The organism is Amycolatopsis sp. cmx-11-32 (genome assembly GCF_047608695.1).
Taxonomy (GTDB): Bacteria; Actinomycetota; Actinomycetes; order Mycobacteriales; family Pseudonocardiaceae; genus Amycolatopsis.
This window is the reverse complement of sequence record NZ_JADNQN010000003.1, coordinates 429,583-447,932: the sequence shown is the minus strand read 5'-3', so window position 1 is coordinate 447,932 and position 18,350 is coordinate 429,583. Positions and strand designations below refer to the sequence as shown.

15 protein-coding genes and 1 tRNA gene are annotated in these 18,350 nt (G+C 68.6%); 9 read left to right on the top strand and 7 right to left on the bottom strand.

Annotation, left to right across the window (positions count from 1 at the left end; genetic code table 11):
• Positions 1-6: 6 nt before the first annotated feature.
• The 6 genes from ACM6LR_RS10990 to ACM6LR_RS10965 are packed head-to-tail and all read left to right on the top strand — an operon-like array spanning position 7 to position 7,398.
• Complete coding sequence (locus ACM6LR_RS10990) at positions 7-762, top strand: thioesterase II family protein (protein WP_414938803.1); 756 nt, start codon at positions 7-9, stop codon at positions 760-762.
• Entirely contained in the window at positions 762-1,685 is a 924-nt protein-coding gene (locus tag ACM6LR_RS10985) for a hypothetical protein (RefSeq protein ID WP_414938804.1), read from the top strand. Before ACM6LR_RS10990 ends, ACM6LR_RS10985 begins: the two co-directional genes overlap by 1 nt.
• Entirely contained in the window at positions 1,675-3,900 is a 2,226-nt protein-coding gene (locus ACM6LR_RS10980; RefSeq protein ID WP_414938805.1) for an iron-containing redox enzyme family protein, read from the top strand. The genes ACM6LR_RS10985 and ACM6LR_RS10980 overlap by 11 nt, the downstream gene beginning before the upstream one ends.
• Complete coding sequence (locus ACM6LR_RS10975) at positions 3,897-4,937, top strand: saccharopine dehydrogenase (protein ID WP_414943683.1); 1,041 nt, start codon at positions 3,897-3,899, stop codon at positions 4,935-4,937. Before ACM6LR_RS10980 ends, ACM6LR_RS10975 begins: the two co-directional genes overlap by 4 nt.
• Positions 4,930-6,060: a saccharopine dehydrogenase family protein gene (locus ACM6LR_RS10970; RefSeq protein WP_414938807.1), complete on the top strand. Its 1,131-nt coding sequence runs from the start codon at positions 4,930-4,932 to the stop codon at positions 6,058-6,060. The genes ACM6LR_RS10975 and ACM6LR_RS10970 overlap by 8 nt, the downstream gene beginning before the upstream one ends.
• A gap of 21 nt (positions 6,061-6,081) precedes the next feature.
• The gene (locus ACM6LR_RS10965) at positions 6,082-7,398 is read left to right on the top strand and encodes an ATP-grasp domain-containing protein (RefSeq protein ID WP_414938808.1); all 1,317 of its coding nucleotides are present in this window, start codon (positions 6,082-6,084) and stop codon (positions 7,396-7,398) included.
• Positions 7,399-8,191: 793 nt separating this feature from the next.
• Here the strand turns inward: ACM6LR_RS10965 and ACM6LR_RS10960 are convergent.
• The 4 genes from ACM6LR_RS10960 to ACM6LR_RS10945 form a co-directional block, all read right to left on the bottom strand.
• Positions 8,192-8,265 (bottom strand) — tRNA-Pro (locus ACM6LR_RS10960).
• A gap of 139 nt (positions 8,266-8,404) precedes the next feature.
• On the bottom strand, positions 8,405-8,602 hold the full coding sequence (locus ACM6LR_RS10955; RefSeq protein ID WP_414943682.1) for a hypothetical protein: 198 nt from the start codon (positions 8,600-8,602) through the stop codon (positions 8,405-8,407).
• Between the two features lie 648 nt (positions 8,603-9,250).
• The gene (locus tag ACM6LR_RS10950) at positions 9,251-10,267 is read right to left on the bottom strand and encodes a lactonase family protein (protein ID WP_414943681.1); all 1,017 of its coding nucleotides are present in this window, start codon (positions 10,265-10,267) and stop codon (positions 9,251-9,253) included.
• 289 nt (positions 10,268-10,556) lie between these two features.
• Complete coding sequence (locus ACM6LR_RS10945; RefSeq protein ID WP_414943801.1) at positions 10,557-12,725, bottom strand: glycosyl hydrolase family 18 protein; 2,169 nt, start codon at positions 12,723-12,725, stop codon at positions 10,557-10,559.
• Positions 12,726-12,994: 269 nt separating this feature from the next.
• On the opposite strand from ACM6LR_RS10945, the gene ACM6LR_RS10940 reads away from it, so the two are divergent.
• Together ACM6LR_RS10940 and ACM6LR_RS10935 are read left to right on the top strand one after the other, a co-directional pair.
• On the top strand, positions 12,995-13,597 hold the full coding sequence (locus tag ACM6LR_RS10940; protein WP_414938810.1) for an RNA polymerase sigma factor: 603 nt from the start codon (positions 12,995-12,997) through the stop codon (positions 13,595-13,597).
• Positions 13,590-14,498 (top strand): CU044_5270 family protein, encoded by a 909-nt coding sequence (locus ACM6LR_RS10935; protein WP_414943680.1) that lies wholly within the window; start codon positions 13,590-13,592, stop codon positions 14,496-14,498. Before ACM6LR_RS10940 ends, ACM6LR_RS10935 begins: the two co-directional genes overlap by 8 nt.
• A 4-nt stretch (positions 14,499-14,502) precedes the next feature.
• Here ACM6LR_RS10935 and ACM6LR_RS10930 read toward each other — a convergent pair whose 3' ends face one another.
• Both ACM6LR_RS10930 and ACM6LR_RS10925 read right to left on the bottom strand, forming a co-directional pair.
• Positions 14,503-15,285, bottom strand: coding sequence for an enoyl-CoA hydratase/isomerase family protein (locus ACM6LR_RS10930; RefSeq protein ID WP_414938812.1), 783 nt, complete (start codon positions 15,283-15,285; stop codon positions 14,503-14,505).
• Positions 15,286-15,320: 35 nt separating this feature from the next.
• Positions 15,321-16,211 carry a PaaX family transcriptional regulator C-terminal domain-containing protein gene (locus ACM6LR_RS10925; protein WP_414938813.1) on the bottom strand — a complete coding sequence of 297 codons (891 nt, stop codon included), beginning with the start codon at positions 16,209-16,211 and terminating at the stop codon, positions 15,321-15,323.
• Positions 16,212-16,357: 146 nt separating this feature from the next.
• Here ACM6LR_RS10925 and ACM6LR_RS10920 point away from each other — a divergent pair, with 146 nt between their 5' ends.
• Entirely contained in the window at positions 16,358-17,995 is a 1,638-nt protein-coding gene (locus ACM6LR_RS10920) for an ABC-F family ATP-binding cassette domain-containing protein (RefSeq protein ID WP_414938814.1), read from the top strand.
• A 28-nt stretch (positions 17,996-18,023) separates the two neighbouring features.
• Here the strand turns inward: ACM6LR_RS10920 and ACM6LR_RS10915 are convergent, their stop codons facing one another.
• Positions 18,024-18,263, bottom strand: a complete 240-nt coding sequence (locus tag ACM6LR_RS10915; protein ID WP_414943679.1) for a hypothetical protein — start codon at positions 18,261-18,263, stop codon at positions 18,024-18,026.
• Positions 18,264-18,350 lie beyond the last annotated feature (87 nt).

Here is an 18,350-nt window from a genome sequence, read left to right as displayed (position 1 = left end):
ACCCCGGTGCCCGACTGGTTCCTCACCCGCGGCGGTGATCGCCCCGCCCGGGTCTTCTGTTTCCCTTACGCGGGCGGCGATCCTCGCGCCTACCTCGACTGGCAACCGCGTCTCGACGACCACGCCGACGTCGTCGCGGTCTGCCCGCCGGGCAAGGCGCACCGCGCGCACGAACCGCTCCCGGTGTTCGACGACCTCGCCGACCGGATCGCCGACGCGATCGCCGACGAGGTCGGCCGGGACCCGCGGCCGGCGCAGCTGTTCGGCCACAGCTTCGGCGGGCTGCTCGCCTTCGAGGTCGCCCGCAGGCTGCGTGACGTCCACGCCGTCGGCCATCTCACCGCGTCCGGGATCTCCGGCCCCTCGCTGCTGCCCTCGGAACGGGTGCGCGGGATCGCCGGGCTCGAAGGCGCCGAATTCGCCGAGGCGCTGGCCTTCTTCGGACAGTTCCCGCCCGACGTCGTCGCCGACAAGGACGTGCTGGATCTGCTGCTGCCCGGTCTCAAGGCCGACTTCGACCTGGCCGTGGGCTACCGCTACCGGCCGGCGCCTCCGCTGGAGATCGGCGTCTCGGTCATCGTCGGCACCGAGGACCCGCACGTCGGCGACGCCCAGGTCGCGCCTTGGGACAAGGAGTGCGCCGAGCCGCCGGAGCAGCATCGCGTTCCCGGCGGGCACTTCTACTTCGATCCGGATCCGGAGCCGGTCGTGTCGCTGCTGCGCGCGCACGCCGAAGCCGCGACGCACGTGGAGGTGATCTGATGACGGTGTTCCTCAGCGATCCTCGATATGTGCTCGGGGAACAGGAGATCGACCACGCGGACCTGCCCGGTCTGGAAGCCAAGGCCGAGGAGTACGGGCTCGCCCTCGAACCCCGGATGTGGGGCTGGGGGAGCGTCTTCCGCACCGAACGCGGACTGGACGACCTCGCCGTCGACGCGGGCACGGAAGCCCTGCGCACCACCGGGACCGACCCGGGCGAGGTCGACGCCCTCGTGTTCTGCTCCACCTACCTGCCCGGTCCGGCGGAGGGGCACGGCGCGTTCATCCGCGGTGTGCTCACCCGGCTCGGTCTCGGCGACATCCCCGTCTACGGCGTGAGCATGGGCCGCTGCGTCAATCTGCTGTCCGGGTTGGACGTCGCCACCGCACTGGTCGCCGTCGGCCGCTTCCGCCGGATCCTGGTCGTCACCGCGGACAGGGTGTTCGACGAGAACACCCGGATCACCGGCTACGCGTTGTTCAGCGACGGCGCCGCCGCCTGCCTGGTCGGCGCCGAGAGCGACGCCTACGAGGTGCTCGGATGCGCGTCCGCCCAGGAAACCGCGTCGCTGGACTGGTCTTCGGAGATCAGTTCCGATCTCGCCAAGCAGGTCAACGAGCAGCTCCTCGGCACCCGCGGTATCGACACCCGGGACCTGGATGCCTTGCTGCACGCCAACATCTACCTGCCGCTGCTGGTGATGAAAGAACGGCAAGCCGGATTCGCCCCCGCCCAGCTGGACACCACGAACATCACCCGGATCGGCCACTGCTTCGCCGCGGACCCGCTGATCAACCTCGCCGACCGCGAGGCGGCGGGACGGGTCCGCCCCGGCGGGCACTACCTGCTGGCGTCGAGCGTCCCCGGCTCCCGCGCCGGGGTCCTGGTCCGCAAACCGGAAGGAGCGACCGATGGCCGTTGAGCCGACCCTCGTCCCCGACGACACCACGACGTCTTTGCCACGTAAGCCTTTCCACTTCACACCCGGCACCGGTGACGCCGTCGACGCGGTGATCGCCGCGGGCCCGCACGAGATCTTCCGGACCTTGTTGCAGGAGCGCGAATCCGAGGCGACACTGCTGCTCGCCCGCCGGGTCCTGCACGCTTTCCTGGGCCAGGCCCGCAGGGAGCCCGTCGAAGACCTGCCCGCGGCTGTCGCCGAACTCGTCGAACAGGCTCGCGCCGATCTCGCCCCGGTGCTGGACGCCGTCGCCACCGCCGAACCGGAGATCCGCGTGGATCTGCTGCGTCAGCGCGGCGTGCTCGCGTTGCTCGACGGCTGCTGGCTGGACACGGTCTCGCAACCGGCCACCCAGCCCGCCGTGGTGGTGAACCGCCTGTTCGCCCACCACTTCGACCTCGCCGGGGGCGGCGACCCGCTCGCATCCACCCAGCACCGCCGGGCCCGGGCGCTGGAAGACGCCGGAGCGGCGCTGCCGGACATCGCCGCCGCGGACTTCCTCGACCGTGCCGGGGCCCGGCCCGCGACAGTCCTGCTCGCCTGTTTCCCGCTGGCGCTTTCGGTGCTGCCTGGCAACTTCCTGCCCGAGGTCGTCGGCCTGCACCACGCCTTCCACCGGCTGGGCGTCGACGACAAGCTGCTGGGTACGCCGCCGCCGATCCGAGCGGGCGACCTCGACGCCCTGCTCGCCGAATACGCCGGGCAGGCGAGCCCGGAAGACCGCGAACGAGTACTGGCCGCGGTCGCGCTGACACTGTCACTCGAACGGGACCAGGCCGGCCTGCTCACCGAACTGGCCGAGTTCCGCCGCGCGCAAACGCTGGAGTCGCAGGTCGCCCAGGTGATCTCCCGGCACGCGCCGCTGGCCGGACGGCAGCACGGCCGGGTCGCGCTGGGCGAGCGGCGGCTGGTGGACGTGTTCGCCGAATTCGGCCGCGCCGCCGGTGGTGCCGACCCCGCCGTGCTCGCCGCGTTCCTCACCGACTTCCGGGAATCCCCGTACCTGGCCGAACAACCGGACGGGGACTGCTGGTTCCTCGCCGCGACCCGGTTCGGCGGGCCGATGTTCGGCATCTTCGACGAGCGGGAAGCCGCCGTGCTCGCCGAGTGGGTCGCGACCGTGCACAAGGGCGACCGGCCGTCGATCACCGTACGGCTCAACACCGTGGGCGACGACGCCGCCGCCCGCTGGTCGGCCGCGATCACCGAGGCCGCGCCGGACGACGTCGTGTTCGACGACTCGCCGCCGTCCGACGAACGCGACCTGTTCTACCGGCTGATCACCATCGAGAACCACGCCAACACGTTGCCCGTGGCGATCGAACGCGCGGAGCGGTGCTTCGCCGACGCTCAGGTGCTGTTCGTGCACGGCGCGGGCGGCCGCTACACCGACGCCAGCTTCTTCGACTACGACGCCGACGCCCTCTACGCGCGGGCGGAGAAGATCTACTGGGAGAAGCTGGTCGACCCGTACAAGCCGTTGGAGGAGGTCCCGGACGCCGACGAGGTGCTGTTCCGGCAGAGCACCTACCAGCTGACCTATCTGATCGACGGCGCCTGGCTGCACCGCGTCGGCAGGCTGGGCCGCCGCGAGCGGGAGAGCGACGGGATGCTGTTCCGCATCCACGCCGACGAGATGGGCAACGGCGACCTGCGCAAGAACCACCTCACGCTCACCCGCCGCGCGATGGTCAGCCAGGGCAGGGAGCTGCCGCATATCCGCACCGAGGAGTTCGCCGACCAGGACGAACTGCCCGACGACATGTACGGCTTCGCGTTGCAGCAGCTGTCGATGTGCTTGTTCCCGGACCGCTTCTACAACGAGATCCTGGGTTACAACCTGGCCATCGAGATGTTCGGCTCCGGCGAGATGCGGCTGCACGAGATCCAGAAGCTGCGCCACCACGGTTTCGACGACTGTTACGAACAGGCGCACCTGACCATCGACAACTTCTCCGCCGGACACGCCAAACAGGCCGCCGACATCATCGTCGCGTACCTCGACCGCGTGCGGCGCACCAGCGGCGAATCGGCCGTCGCGGGGGAATGGCACCGGATCTGGCGCGGTTACGCCTCTTTCGCCTACTTTCTGGAGCAGCCGCTGCTTCGCGACGTCGAAAACGACCTCGCGGCGGCCGAGTCCACCGAAGACGAGAGTGCGGAGCTGGTGTTGTGACCGAGTTGAAGTTGCTGATGCGCGAAGAGTTCCGGTCGACCGAGCGGCGCGCGCCGTTGTCCCCGGATTCGGCCGGGGACCTGGTCCGCGGGGGCGTCGCCGTCAGCGTGGAACGGTCGCCGCGACGGGTGTTCGCCGACGAGGAGTACGCCGCCGCGGGCTGCGCGCTCGTCCCGGCGGGAAGCTGGCCCGACGCCCCGGACGACGTCCATGTGCTGGGGCTGAAGGAATTGCCCGATCAGCCCGACGCGCTGCGGCATCGGCACATCTTCTTCGGGCACGCCTACAAGAACCAGCCCGGCGCGCGTGAGCTGTTGCGCCGCTTCACCGACGGCGGTGGGGCCCTGCTGGATCTGGAGAGCCTCGTCGACGACCACGGCCGCCGGGTCGCCGCCTTCGGGTACTGGGCCGGGTATATCGGCGCCGCGCTCGCCGTCCTGCGGCACCGCGGCAAACTGAGTAAGCCGCTGGAACCCGGCACCCGTGAGGACCTCGACAAAGCCCTGATCGCGGACGGGAAACCTGTGCGCGCCTTGGTGATCGGCGCCCTCGGCCGCTGCGGCCGTGGCGCCGGGGACGCGCTCACCGCGGCGGGCGCGGAAGTGACCCGCTGGGACCTGGAAGAGACCAAGGACCTCGACGTGACGGCCTTGCTCGACCACGACATCCTGGTCAACGCGGTACTCGCCACCGGCCCGATCACCCCGTTCCTGACCGCGGAGACACTGCGCCGCCCGCGGCGGTTGTCCATCGTCGCCGACGTCACCTGCGACGTCGGCTCGCCCGCCCACGCGCTGCCGATCTACGACGAAACCACCACCTGGGAGGAGCCGGTGCTCCGGCTCGACGGGCTGGACGTGATCGCCATCGACAACCTGCCGTCGCTGCTGCCCCGTGAGGCCACCGTGGACTTCGCCGCGGATCTGGGCCCGCATCTGACCGCCCTCGGCGATTCCGACGTCTGGCGGCGCGCCGTCACCGCGTTCACCACCGCCCGCGAAAGCCACGACCTCCATCGGAAGGAAGACCATGTCTGACACCCCGGCCGTGCACTGGGTCGGCACCGGACTGTCCACCGGACCCGGCCTGACCACCCTGGCCGAGCGGGCCCGCGTGCTGGTCTGGGGCCGCACCGAAGCCAAGGCCGCCGCCTGCCTGGACCGGCTCGGCGCTCAGGGCGAGCCGCGGGCGTTCACTCCCGAGGCGCTCGCCGCCGAGGTCACCGCGGGCGACGTCGTCGTCTCGATGCTGCCGGGCACCGAACACCCCGGGCTGCTGCGGATCTGCCTGGACAAGGGTGCGCACTTCGCGTGCAGCAGCTACGCGTCGGACGAGATCCGCGCCGACGCGGACAAGGCGTCCGGTGCCGGGCTGACCGTGCTCACCGAGATCGGACTCGACCCGGGCATCGACCATCTCTTCGCCGACGTCCTGGTCACGCGCGCGGCGCGGGCACTGGGCCAGGACTCGCGCGCCACCGCGGCGTTCACCTCCTACTGCGGCGGGGTGCCCGCGGAACCGAACGACTTCCGCTACCGGTTCAGCTGGGCGCCGCGCGGCGTGCTCACCGCGCTGCTCACGCCGGCGCACTACGTCGAGGCGGGGGACAAGCAGGTCGCCGACCGGCCGTGGGAGGTGGCGCGGCCGCTGGACCTCGACGGTGAGCGGTTCGAGGTCTATCCCAACCGCGACAGCCTGCCCTACATCCGTCAGTACGGGCTGCCGGAAACCTGGCGGCTGGACGCTTTCGTCCGCGGCACCTTGCGCTTGGACGGCTGGCTGGACGCGTGGGCGGACGTGTTCGCCGAACTGCGCGAGGGTGATTCGGACCGGATCACCGAGCTGGCCGCCGAACTCGCCGCCCGCTACCCGACGGGTGCGCAGGACCGCGACCGCGTCGTGCTGGCCGTGGAGCTTTCCGCCCGCGGCGAGGACGGGCGCGCCTGGTCCGGCCGGTACTCGCTGGATCTCGTCGGCGACCCCGGGGCCAGCGCCATGGCGCGCTGCGTGTCCTTGCCGCTCGCCCTCGGCATCGGCGAACTGCTCGACGGAAACCTGCCTGCGGGCCTGGTCCAGGGCGCACCCGATCCGGCAACCGCGGAACGCTGGCTGGATCGCCTTGCCGGGCAGGGCCTGCCGATCCACGTCACCGATTCCTGAACCGACCAGCGAGGAGGCAGTATGACCCCGTCCACCGACAAGCCCGGCGCCGTCATCCTCACCGGCTCGTTCCCGGTGATCCGGCGCAATCCGCTCTACCTCGGCGAGCTGACCCGGCGCGGCCTGCGTGTCCTGGTGATCACCGCCGAGTCCTACCGCGACCAGGCGACAGCGGCGGTCGGCGACCAGGACAACCCGGCCTCGCAGATCACCGAGATCGGCTACGTCTCCGGTGATTTCACCGTGCAGGGCGCCTTTCTCGCCGGCGCGGTCGCGCAGGCCACCGCCTGGCGAGCCAGGTACGACATCGTCGGCGCCTACGCCGTCGGCGACTACCTGGCCGAACCGACCGGCCTGCTGTGCGACGCGCTCGGCGTCCCGTCGCCCGGACTGCGCGCCAGCCGCGCGTGCCGCAGCAAGTTCCTGCAACGCTGGTACGCGCCGGAGCTGAGCCCGCCGTCGCTGACCATCCCGGCGGGCGACCGCGACACCACCGATCTGTCCGGCGTCACGTATCCGGCGGTGGTCAAACCCGCCGGCCGCGCGTCGAGTTCCGGGGTGGAGACGGTCCGCGACGAGGGTGAGCTGCGCCGTCGTCTCGCCGAGTACCCCGGGCACGAGGTCGTCCTGGTGGAGCAGAAGGTCGACGGCCCGGAGTACTCGGTGGAAAGCCTTGTGCAGCAAGGCGAAGTCATCTTCGCGTCGGTCACCGGCAAGGAGACCACCGATTCGCACGCCCGCACGTTCGTCGAACTCGCGCACAGCGTGCCCACCGCCGACGACGGCGTCCGCGACAGCGTGCTCGGCGCGAACCGCGCGCTACTGGGCAAACTGGCGTTCGCCGACGGCATCGCGCACTCCGAATGGCGGGTCGGCTCCGATGGCGTCCCCCGGCTGATGGAGATCGCCGGCCGCACTCCCGGCGACGGGCTCTTGGTGCTCTACCAACTGGCCACCGGTGCCCCGCTGGAACCGGAGATCATCCGCATCGCCCTCGGCGAGCAGGCGGCGTACCCGAGCCCGAGCCGCTACGCCCGGCAGGTCTACCTCGAGCACGAAACCGGCGAACTGGCCGACGTCCTCGTCGACTGGCCGGACGTCGACCCGGTGTGGATCGGCTCCAGCGGCGTCTGGCCGGACATCCTGCCTGGCGCCCCGGAGGACGCCCCCACCCTCCGCGCGGTCCTGGTCCACCAGCCGCGCGGCACGAAACTGAGGCCGCTGGCCAGTTCCGACGACCGCTCGGTGAGCTTCTTCATCGACGCCGTCACCCCCGGCGAACTGGACGAACTGGAGAAGAAGGTGCGGGCCGCGATCTCCCTCGACGTCCGCGCCTAGTGCTCGGGTCGTGAGTGGCGGTTCGGGTTGGCGTCAACCGCGCCTTGGCTACCTACTGCTGGGCGGTTTCGCGTGACTGGCGGGACCACCGGCCCGACCCGAGGGGTCGTGAGGGCGATTCGGGATATTGAGGGGTAAGTCAAACAGGGCATGGCGGGTTCGCGGCGGCAACGGGCTCGGTTGGGAGACCAGACCCTCCTTGACTATCCACAAAGGACACTTTCGGGACGCGGGTGTCTGATTCAAGCCATTTGCGCGGGTCTTGATCGAGCATTTGGCCACAAAATATGACCTTTGTAGATATTCAGGCCGCGCGTGAACGGGTCCCGAAGGCGTCCCTCGCCGCGTCAGACGAGGCGAGGGGAGCCTTCGGCCCACAGTCGACTCGCCCGCCAATCACGACACGTTTGCCCTTCCTCTCGATAGAGCAATGGCCGCGCATCGCGCGGCGTGGGCGGGCCAGGCAACTCGACCCGCCGATATCATTGCCATTCTCTCATGACGGCACGTGAACGTGTGGTGACAGTGCGTAGGAATTGTTCACCTCCGCGGGGAGACTGCCGCGTGCGGCGCCGACGTGGTTAATCACGCTTGATCAGCAGGATCCACCCGTTCGAAGTAGGCTCGCTGACTCCATCTTGCCTCAGTCAAGTGCGCCAGGAGCCCTGAAATCGATCTGGTCCCCACGTGGTCCCAAGCGCTTGCCTCGGTGTGCACCGTAAATCTCTTGCGGCATAACGAAAAATCCGCCTGACCCGAACTTTCGTCCAAATCAAGCGGTTCTTCGTTCCGGTCGGGCTGACAGGATTCGAACCTGCGACCCCTTGACCCCCAGTCAAGTGCGCTACCAAACTGCGCCACAGCCCGGACCCGCGCTCCGTGGAGTGCGATGTGAGTACTTTAGCGGGTCCCGAAACCGGGCTTGCAACCAGGGGTAACTGTATGTCTGACCTGCGAAAACGGACCGTGAGGGCCGCCCTGCCGCAATCAGGCGGCCCTCACGGAGTCACTGTGGGTCGTCCGCGTGCGAGAGGGTCTGCCAGGACACGAACAGGCCGTCGGGGCCCGCGGGGCGCTGGCGCAGGGTGAGGGCCTCGGTGTTGCTCATGGTGTGCCCGAGGTGGTTGTAGCCGACTTCGGTGATCGGGCCGAGGCCGAGCTTCAGGCTGCCACCGAACAGCCACGACGGGATGGCCGCGCCCATCTGGTACTTCGCGTGGAAGCCGAGGCCTTCGCGGAGGCGGTCGGCGATCTCCGGGTAGAGGTCCTGGCCCTGAATGCAAGTGGTCTCGGCGAAGTTCGCGACGGCGGCGAGACCGTAGCCGGTGTGGGTGAAGTCGCGACAGGTCTCCTGTGAGAGGCCGTTGACGAACGTCGTCTGGCTTTGCGGTATTTCGCGATCTTGTCGCGGGTGTGCAGGCCGCTGCCGATCGCGACCTCGGTCATGCTGAGTTCCCAGTTCCCGTTGCCGTGACTGCTGTTGATCACCTCGGGCAGGTACACGTTTCGGAGCATGGTGCCAAAGCGGCTCGGGTAAGTGGGCTCGACAGTCTCCGCCGCGCGCGGCAACGAGGAGGCCGACCACGCCGAGTGCAAGGGCGCGTTGCTGTTCGTGCGATCTTTCAGCACGGCGGATCAAGCGTCCATGATCCGGATCGCCTTGGTCGCGTATTTCACGTCGCGCGTGAGGTACCAGGCTAGGGAAAGTGAATACGCGGCGATCGCGTCTTGCCGTTCGTCGGTACAGCCGATGTTCGGAGTCGAATAGGGACCACATTCGACGACGGCACGCGGTTTCGGTGACCGGGACAGTGGAGCGTACGGGCTCGACATCATCGCGTCGTGGCCTGTTTCAGTGCCGCCAGGGGCCAACGAACGCCGGGCTCCCGATGGGATAACTGCCGATCAGAGTCCAGGTCGCGAGTTCGTAGGCCTGAATCATGTCGGCGCTCTGTGCCGCGACATAACAATGGTCGCCGACAACGGAGAAATGCCGCGGCCATGCGCCGGTCCTGTGGTCGGCGACAGTTACGCCGTCGAGACCGAACTCCGTGATCGTTTCGGGTCCCCGGTTCGACAAGAACAGCCGGTCTCCGGACAGTTCCAGTTGCGCCGGGAGGTTGTCGTGACCGGGCTCGAGCGTCGCGGGGACGGAGTTCTCCACGGTGAACGTGCCCGGCGGCTCTTCGCGCACCGTCACCAGCGACGCGGCCAGTTCGCCGACGACGTACGCGTGGTTCGTGCCCGGGCGCCGGACCAGCTGCCGAGGGCCGGTCCCCGCGGGCAGTGCCGACACCGCGACGGGGACCAGGTCCCCTTTCTCGCTGAGGCGGTAGCTGCGGATCTCGTCGGTGCCAAGGTCGACCGCGCTGACCAGCGTGCCGCTCTCGTCGACCACGGCCATGTGGACGTGAGCGGCTTCCTGCCGCCTGGCGTCGGGGCCGGTGCCTTCGTGCTGGACCAGCACCGTACGCACGGTGGGCAACCCGTCCGGACCCAGCGCGAACGCGGCCAGGTTTCCGCCGCCGTAGTTGGCGCAGAACAGGTACCGGCCGTCGGGAGTGATCGCCAGATGGCATGGATCCGCGCCGCCGGTCGGCAGCGAGTTCAGGGCCTCCAGGGTGCCGTCTTCGGCGACCGCCACGGCGGTGATCGCCCCTTCGGCCGTCTCGTTCACGGCGTAGAGCACTGGCAGTGTGGGATGCGGGGTCAGCCAGCTCGGCGAGTCCAGCGCGAGCGAGCCCGCCGGGGTCAGCGCCCCGGTCCGCCCGTCTCGCCAGAAGGTGCCGATACCTTCGCCGTTGCCGTCGCTCGCGGCGGTGTAGGAGCCGACGATGATCAGGATGCGGTCGTCGTTCGCAGGAGTCACAGGCACACTGTGCAGCAAACCGCGGAGAAGGTGAAGGCCCGGCGGGTCGCGGAGCTGCTGCTCTGCGCTGCTGTTGGTGATCCGGGCTTGGCATCGCTAGTGCCTGTAAGGGCCGAGTGGGGAGGATTCGGGAGGTCGAACGTCCCAAATCCTCCCCACTCGGGTGTGCGGCGGGGTATCTGATGATCGAGCTCCGCGACCGGTGTGCTCACGCAGCGACGAATCAACCGCCTGACCTGCAAGACCTCGACCCTGCCCTCATGGTAGGCAAGAAGGCCTTCAGTGATCACTACTTCAGCGAGTTGTCCACTGTGGTCATGAGGGATCCGGTGTCACCGGACATCTCCCATGCCATGACTCCAAGCAGTCCTCTGGTCTTGAGCCAGGCGACCTTCTGCTGGATGGACCAGGCGTCGTCGAAGGTCCACCATTGCCCGCCGTTGCCCGTGTAGCACGCTGTGGCCACGGCCGCGGTGTCGTGCTGGACGGTGCAGTTCGGGACACTGGCCAGGAGATTCGCGTAGCCACGGGTACCTGCTTCCTCGGGGAACTGGCCGGGCGCGGCTCCGGTCGCGCTCTGCCATTCACCGTTCTTCGCGCCGGCCGCGACCCCTTGCCACCCTCGCCCGTAGAAGGCGAGGCCGAGTGTCAGTTTCCGTGGATTGGCCCCGGCATTGGTGTAGGCGTTGATCGCCGACTCAACACTGAACTTGAAGTTGTACGGGTCGTCCGCGTCGGCGTACAGGTTCCCCTGATGGCCGGTGCGGTTCGGCTCCCACGAGTTGTCGCTGCCCGAGCCGTGGAAGTCGTAGCCCTGCACGTTGGCGACGTCGAGGTAGTCGAAGATCTTCGGGATCTCCCAGCCGCCGCTCACCTTCGCCGGGTCGGCGGGGGTGAACGCCTGCAGTTCGTACCGCTTGCCGGTGGTGGCGCCGTAGGCGTCCATCTGTGTGCGGAACTCGGCCAGCAGGGCGGTCAGGTTCGTCTTGTCGTTGGCACTCCAGTGGTTCCCGGGGTGCCCGTCGGGGCTGCCCGGCCACTCCCAGTCGATGTCGATGCCGTCGAAGATGCCCGCGGCCGTGCCCGGCCCGCCGGCGCCGCCGTACGCCTTCACGTTCCCCTTCAGGTACGTGTCGATGCACGACGCGACGAACTTCTGCCGTGACGCGGCCGTGGCCGCGACGTCGGAGAAGTACTTCGAGTAGGTCCAGCCGCCCAAGGAGATGAGAATCTTCAGGTTGGGGTTCTTGACCTTGAGCTTCTTCAGCTGGTTGAAGTTGCCGCGCAACGTTTCCCAGCCGGTGTCGCCGACACCGTCGACGGACTGCGCCGCGGACATCGGCCTCGAGTAGTCGGCTTCCGCGTCGCCCGCGCCGTCACCCTGGTTCGGGTCCTGGGGATTCGACGTCGTTCCCTTGGTGACACCCGAAAGACAGGTGTGGTTGACCGGGTCGATGTTCCCGAAGGCGTACAGCAGATGCGTCAGCTTGCTCGCGGATCCGTTGGTCACCAGGTTCTTGACGAAGAACTGGCGGCCGTAGATGCCCCACTGGACGAAGTAACCGACCCGGGCGTACCCGTTCACGATGTCGCCGGTGCGAGCGCTGACGGCGGCGCTCGCCGCGGAGACGTTGTCATAGCCGTCACGGGCTTTGACCGTGAAACTGTACGAAGTGGACGGTGAAAGACCGGTCACCGTCGCGGTCGTCCCGGTCACCGTGGTGGCGAGGGTCGTGCCACGGTAGACGTCATAGGAGACGACGCCGGTGTTGTCGGTGGAGGCGTTCCACGCCAAGGCGACGGAACTCGCCGTGACCGCGGTCGAGCGGAGGTTCGACGGTGCCGTCGGCGCCTGGGTGTCGTCGCCCGGGTTGTTGGTGGTGACCGCCAGGGCGGGGGTGGCCGGAGACTTGGCGTCCTTCCGGTCCTTGGCGACGACGGTGAAGCTGTACGCCGTGTTCGGCGTCAGCCCCGTGATCCTCGCTTCGGTGCCGGTGACCGAAGCCGCCAGCGTGGTGCCCTGGTAGACGTCGTAACGGGCGACGGGCAGCGAGCCCGGTACCGACGCGTTCCAGGCCAGCGCGGCGGTCGTGGTCGTCTTCGCCACGAGGCGCAGGTTGGCCGGCGTCGACGGCGGCGTGTCGCCCGAACCGTCACAGTTGGCGTCGTCGATCCGGCACGTGGTCGGGTTGACCGCGGAACTGAGCCTGAACGACGGGCTGTACGGGTAGGTCGAACGGCCCGGCGCGAGGGATTTGATGTAATACGCCGGAACGAGGGTGACCTGGTTGCCCGCTTGGGAAACCGTGGCGTTGGAGCCGCTCGTGGCGGTCACGCCGGCGGGGACGGTGAAGGTGATGGACCAGTCGGCGACGGTTTCGCTGCTGGGGTTGGTGACGGTGTACTCACCGGTGGTGCCGGTCAAGGTGAAGGCGGCGCGGAGGCGGCCCGCCGCCATCGCCGGACTTCCCGCGGCCACCAGGAGCCCGGCGGCGAGGAGTAGCACGGTAAGTGCGCTGAGTAGTCGTTTTCTGGTGCGTCTCATGGCGGTTCTCTCCAAAAGAGGCGGCGAGACTGACCTGCTCTGAACTGGCGCGCTGTGGTCTAGACCACACTTGAATGTAGCGCGGCTCGCATTAAAGGTCTAGACCGATTCGTCGGGCGTGAACCCATTCGACACCGGATGCGGACAACAGGGTGACACTGGCGAACGGCGAAGGGCGGTTCATGAGTTCATCGAGGGCGGATCCGAGCGATCTGGAAGACGCGGAAGTCATCGCGAGGTCGGTGACCAGTCCGGACTGGTTCTCCGCGATCTTCGACCGGCATGCCGCGCACATCCACCGCTACCTGGTCAGACGCATCGGTCCCGCCGCCGCGGAGGACGCGCTGGGGGAGACGTTCCTGGTGGCTTTCCGCAAGCGCGAGGGATATGACACCGAGCGCCGCGTCGCCCGGCCGTGGCTCTACGGCATCGCGACCAACCTGGTGGCCCAGCGGCGCCGGGACGAAGTCAGGGAACTGAAACTGCGGGAAGCCCTCGGTCCGCCGCCCGAGGAAGAGGGGCATGCCGAGCGCGTTGCCGACCAGGTGACCGCCGAGGCGATGGGAAAGCTGCTGGACTCAGCGCTGGCGGAACTGGCCGACGGCGACAGGGACACCCTCACGCTGTTCGCGGGGGAAGGTCTGAGCTACGAGGAGGTGGCCGCGGCGCTGGACATCCCGCTCGGCACCGTCCGCTCACGGCTCAACCGTGCCCGCCGGAAAGTCCGTGAGGCGCTGGAGCGTCCGGAAACCACGACTGCGAAGGAGATCGCCAACCATGGATGAGTTGAACCTGATCGCCGAGCGGACCGGCTCGGTGCCACTCGCGGAATCCGGTGTACTCAGCCCGGCGCGCGCGCGATTGCTGGCCGAGATCGCCGCCGCCGAGCCGGAAAACGTGGTGCCGCCGAAGAACCGGCGGCGCTGGGTCTGGACCGGGGTGGGGGCGGCGGGCCTGGCCGCGGCCATCACCGCCGTCGTGGCGCTCGCCCCGGCAGGACTGGAACCGCCCACAGCCACCGCGGATCCCGTGGCCGTGCTGCGCGGCGCCGCCGCCGCCGCGCTGAAAACACCGGACACGCCGCCGAAACCGGACCAGTTCGTCTACACGAAGACCAAGCAGCCCGACGGTGAGCGGGAATCGTGGCTTTCGGCGGACGGCACCCGTGACGGGTTGATCAAGATGGCGGACGGAAGTTTCTTCCCGCTTCCGGGCTGTCGGAACGGGCTGGCGCAGGCGTACAAGGGCGAAGAGCCGCTCAAGGGCGTCATGGAACCGTGCACGCCGCGGCCCCACTACCGGGCGGATCTTCCCACCGACGCGGACGCGATGTTCGCCTACCTCAATGCCGACAATGCCGACCACAGCGGTGAGAAGGGCGACTACAACGCGATGGGCAAGGACATCCTCGCGCTGGCGAACGAAAACCACCTTCCGCCCGCCGTTCGGGCGGCCCTGTTCGGCGCGGCGGCCAAGGTGCCCGGCCTGCGCGCCGTCGAACACGCCAAGGACGGGGCCGGCAGGCCCGGTGTGGGCATCACCTGGCCGCTCAGGCCGGAGGACGACCCCAAGGTGGCGAAACCGGATATGATCGTCTTCGCCGCTGACACGTTCCTGTACCTGGGCGGGAATGGGACGGCGGTGACCGCGTCCGGAGTGGTGGACGCGGTCGGCCAACGGCCGTAGCGGATCAGCGGCCGGTGAAGGTCGCCTTGCCGGGGCCGTCGGCGAGGAACGACTTCACCGCGCCGCGCAGGTCCTCGGTGTCGAAGAGACCGGCGGCGATCGTCGTGATGTGCTCGTTCGCCTCGGCGACACCGCCGTGCTCGTAGTGCTCGAGGACCTTCTTGGTGGCCGCGTGCGCCCTTGTGGGCCCGTGCGCGAGGTCGGTCGTGAAGGCGCGTACGGCCTCGTCGAAGCCGTCGATCGGGAACACGCGGTTCACCACGTTCCAGCGTTCCAGGGTCGCGGCGTCGTAGGTCGCGCCGGTCATCACGAACTCCTTGGCGCGGCCGACGCCGGCGCGGGCGGCGAGCCGCTGCGTGCCGCCCATGGTCGGGGTCAGGCCGACGACGCGTTCGACCAGGCCGAACTTGGCCCTCTCGGTCGCGAGGATGATGTCGCAGGCGACCGCGACCTCGAAGGCCCAGGTCAGACACAGGCCGTGGGCGGCGAACACGGTGGGGACCGGGAGTGCGGCGATCCGGTCGGGGATCGCCAGCATCCCATCGAAGAGCACCTTCGCCTCGGCCGCGGAGGACTGGGCGTCGAACAGGGAGACGTCGACGCCGCCGCTGACGATCTTTCCCTCGGCCCGGATGAGCGCCGCGCGTGGCGGTGTTGCCTCCAGTTCGCCGATCGCCTCGCCCAGTTCCCGCTGGAGTTCCGCGGTGTAGAGGTTCAGCGGCGGCGAAGCGATGGTCAGGACGGCGACGTCGTCGTCCTCGCGGTCGAGGCGGATCGAGGTGGCCAAGACGAGTTCCCTCCGCTAGATCGTTTTCCGTGACCCTAGCCGGAGGTGTCCGCGAGTTCGTCCCACTGGCCCTGTGCTTCTGGTCGCCATTCGACGTACTTGCGGTGGAACAGGTCCGCCGCGCGCACGCCGCTCCAACCGTCGGGGAGCAGTTTTAGCGGAAGCCGTGGATCGAGAAAGGGAAAACTACGCCATTCGTGGACGAGTTCGGTCTGTGCACGAAAAACGCCGCGTTCACCCGAAGGCCGTGAACCGGTGAAACGGTCGATGAAGTCCTCGTAGCGATCCTTGAGTTCGCTGAGATCCCAGGACCGCGCGACCATCGTCTCCTGATCGCCGACATCGCCGTAGGCGGCGGTGAACGACATAGCCTGCGCGTCGAGTCCGAGTTCCTGCACGATCTGCTGGGCTTCCCGCTGGCGGGAGAGGTCCGGGCTGACCCAGACGCCCGCCACCGGTGAACCGAACCCGGCCCACGTCAGGCGGGTGCGCAACCGGTGCCGGAGATCCCGCTTGGCTTCGGGCACCGAGACGATCAACATCAGCCAGTGGCCGTCCCAGGCCCGCTCGTCGTTGCCGAAGGCGTAAATCCGTTCCGCGCCTTCGGTCAGGAGGCGTCTTCCTGGTGGAGTGAGCGACCAGCGCACTCTTCGTCCGACGCGTTCGGAGACCACCCAGCCCTCGGCGGAGGACCTGGCCAGCGCCTGCCGTGCGGACTTCTCCTCGATGTCCAGCACTCGCAGGGCTTCGACCAGCGTGGACGTCCAGATCGGCAGATCGCGCGGCAGGACGTACTCGCCGAGGATGGTCATCAACAGCGAGCGCGCGCTGGCGTGGCTGACTTCCCGCCGCCTGCTCATCGTCGGCCTTCGGGTACCGCCTTTCTGCTGGTGGGCGACGGGGACCGGGGTGGCGGAGTCCGCCATTTGCTGTCACCGACCTCAATGCTCGGGGGTTCGTTCGGGTTCAGAAGAACAACCAGGTTACCCACGTTCCGTGATCGCTTGGATACTTGCCACTCTTCCGAGGGACCACAAGCTGTTCAATCGGTCCCCGTAGACTTACTGATCTCATGAGCGCCACACTCGTTGTCAAGGATCTCGCCGCCGGCCACGGCGACCGTGTTCTGTTCTCCGGTCTCGACCTGGTCGTCGCCCCGGGTGAAGTGATCGGTCTCGTCGGTGTCAACGGCGCGGGCAAGTCGACCCTGCTCGAGACCCTGGGCGGCCTCGTGCCGCCGGAAGAGGGCAGTGTCCGGCTGAACCCGCCGACGGCCACCGTCGGTCACCTCCCGCAGGAGCCGGAACGCCGCGAAGGGGAGTCTGTCCGTGGGTTCCTCTCACGCCGTACCGGTGTCACCGCCGCGCAAGCCGCCCTCGACGCCGCCACCGAGGCGCTCACCGCTGGTGAGCCCGGAGCGGACGACTCCTACGGTGTCGCCCTCGATCGCTGGCTCGCGCTCGGCGGAGCCGATCTGGACGATCGGGCGGGCGAGGTCGTCGCGGACCTCGGGTTGACCGTCAATCTCGACCAGCCGATGCTGTCGCTGTCCGGTGGGCAGGCGGCGCGGGCGGGCATGGCTTCGCTGCTGCTGAGCCGATACGACATCTTCCTGCTCGATGAGCCGACCAACGACCTCGACCTCGACGGCCTCGACCGGCTGGAGCGGTTCGTGACGGGGCTGCGCGCCGGGACGGTGCTGGTCAGCCACGACCGGGAATTCCTCGCCCGCACCGTGGACCGCGTTGTCGAACTCGACTTCGCCCAGCAGCAGGTGCGGACCTACGGCGGCGGTTACGAGTCCTATTTGGAGGAACGTGCCGTCGCGCGGCGGCACGCCCGCGAAGAGTACGACGAATACTCGAACACCAGGGCCTCGCTCGAATCCCGTGGTGCGATGCAGCGTTCGTGGATGGAGAAGGGCGTCAAGAACGCCCGGCGCAAGGCCACCGACAACGACAAGGTGGGCCGCAAGTTCCGCAGCGAGGCGACGGAGAAGCAGGCGTCGAAGGCCCGCCAGACCGACCGCATGATCGAACGGCTCGACGTCGTCGAGGAACCGCGCAAGGAATGGGAACTGCGGATGGAGATCGCCACGGCGCCCAGGGCGGGAGCGGTCGTGGCGACCCTGCGCGGCGCGGTGGTGCGGCGAGGCGAGTTCACCCTCGGCCCGGTGGACCTGCAGATCGACTGGGCGGACAAGGTCGCGATCACCGGGGTCAACGGCGCGGGGAAGTCGACGCTGCTCGCCGCCCTGCTGGGCCGGGTCCCGGTCGACGAGGGCGGCGCGTCGCTCGGCTCCGGTGTCGTGGTCGGAGAGGTCGACCAGGCGCGGAAGCTGTTCCTCGGCGATCTTCCGCTCTTTGAAGCCTTCGCCCGCGAGGTCCCGGAACTCGCCGACGCCGACGTGCGGACCCTGCTGGCGAAGTTCGGGTTGAAGGCCGCGCACGTGCTGCGGCCGGCGGCCACGTTGTCGCCGGGGGAGCGGACCCGGTCGGCGCTGGCACTGCTGCAGGCGCGCGGGGTGAACCTGCTGGTGCTCGACGAGCCGACGAACCACCTCGACCTGCCCGCGATCGAGCAGCTGGAGTCGGCGCTGTCGGAGTATCCGGGGACACTGCTGCTGGTGACGCACGACCGGCGGATGCTGGAGGCGGTGGCGACGACGCGGCGGCTGGAAGTGGCCGACGGGAAGGTCACCGAGGCTTGAGCAACTAGAGGACTAATTGCGGCAGGGTTCAGCCCTTGGTCGCCCCGCCGGTCCGCCCCTTCACGAACTGTTTCTGCAGCGCCAGATAGAAGATCAGCACCGGCAGCGTCGCCAGGAACATCAGCGCGAACAAGCTTCCGAGATCAGCCTGGTACCGCCCGATCGAACGGTAGATCCCGGTGGTGATCGTGGTCCCCTGGCTGGGGCCGGGGATGATCAGCGGGTCGATGAAGTCGTTCCAGATCCACACCCCGAGAAAGATCAGCACACTCGCTCCGCAAAGTGTTGTACACCACGATCACGGCCAGGATCGTGGTGACCCCGAGCGCGGTCAGGAACTGCTCGTCCTGGAAGA